This is a genomic window from Tenacibaculum sp. L6 (assembly GCF_028823685.1).
In the GTDB taxonomy this organism is placed as follows: Bacteria; Bacteroidota; Bacteroidia; order Flavobacteriales; family Flavobacteriaceae; genus Polaribacter.
In genome coordinates this window covers 1-248 of the sequence record NZ_JAPEHZ010000225.1, presented here as the reverse complement: position 1 = coordinate 248, position 248 = coordinate 1, and the positions used below count along the sequence as shown (strand labels likewise).

1 rRNA gene is annotated in these 248 nt (G+C 43.5%); it reads left to right on the top strand.

Annotated features, from left to right (window positions below):
• Positions 1 to 248, top strand: a 16S ribosomal RNA gene (locus OU788_RS12815); the annotation flags it as partial.

Sequence of the window (248 nt, the reverse complement as noted above, 5' to 3'; positions counted from 1 at the left end):
CAATTAAGTCAGAGGTGAAATCCCATAGCTTAACTATGGAACTGCCTTTGATACTGGTTGACTTGAGTTATACGGAAGTAGATAGAATAAGTAGTGTAGCGGTGAAATGCATAGATATTACTTAGAATACCGATTGCGAAGGCAGTCTACTACGTATATACTGACGCTCATGGACGAAAGCGTGGGGAGCGAACAGGATTAGATACCCTGGTAGTCCACGCCGTAAACGATGGACACTAGTTGTTGGG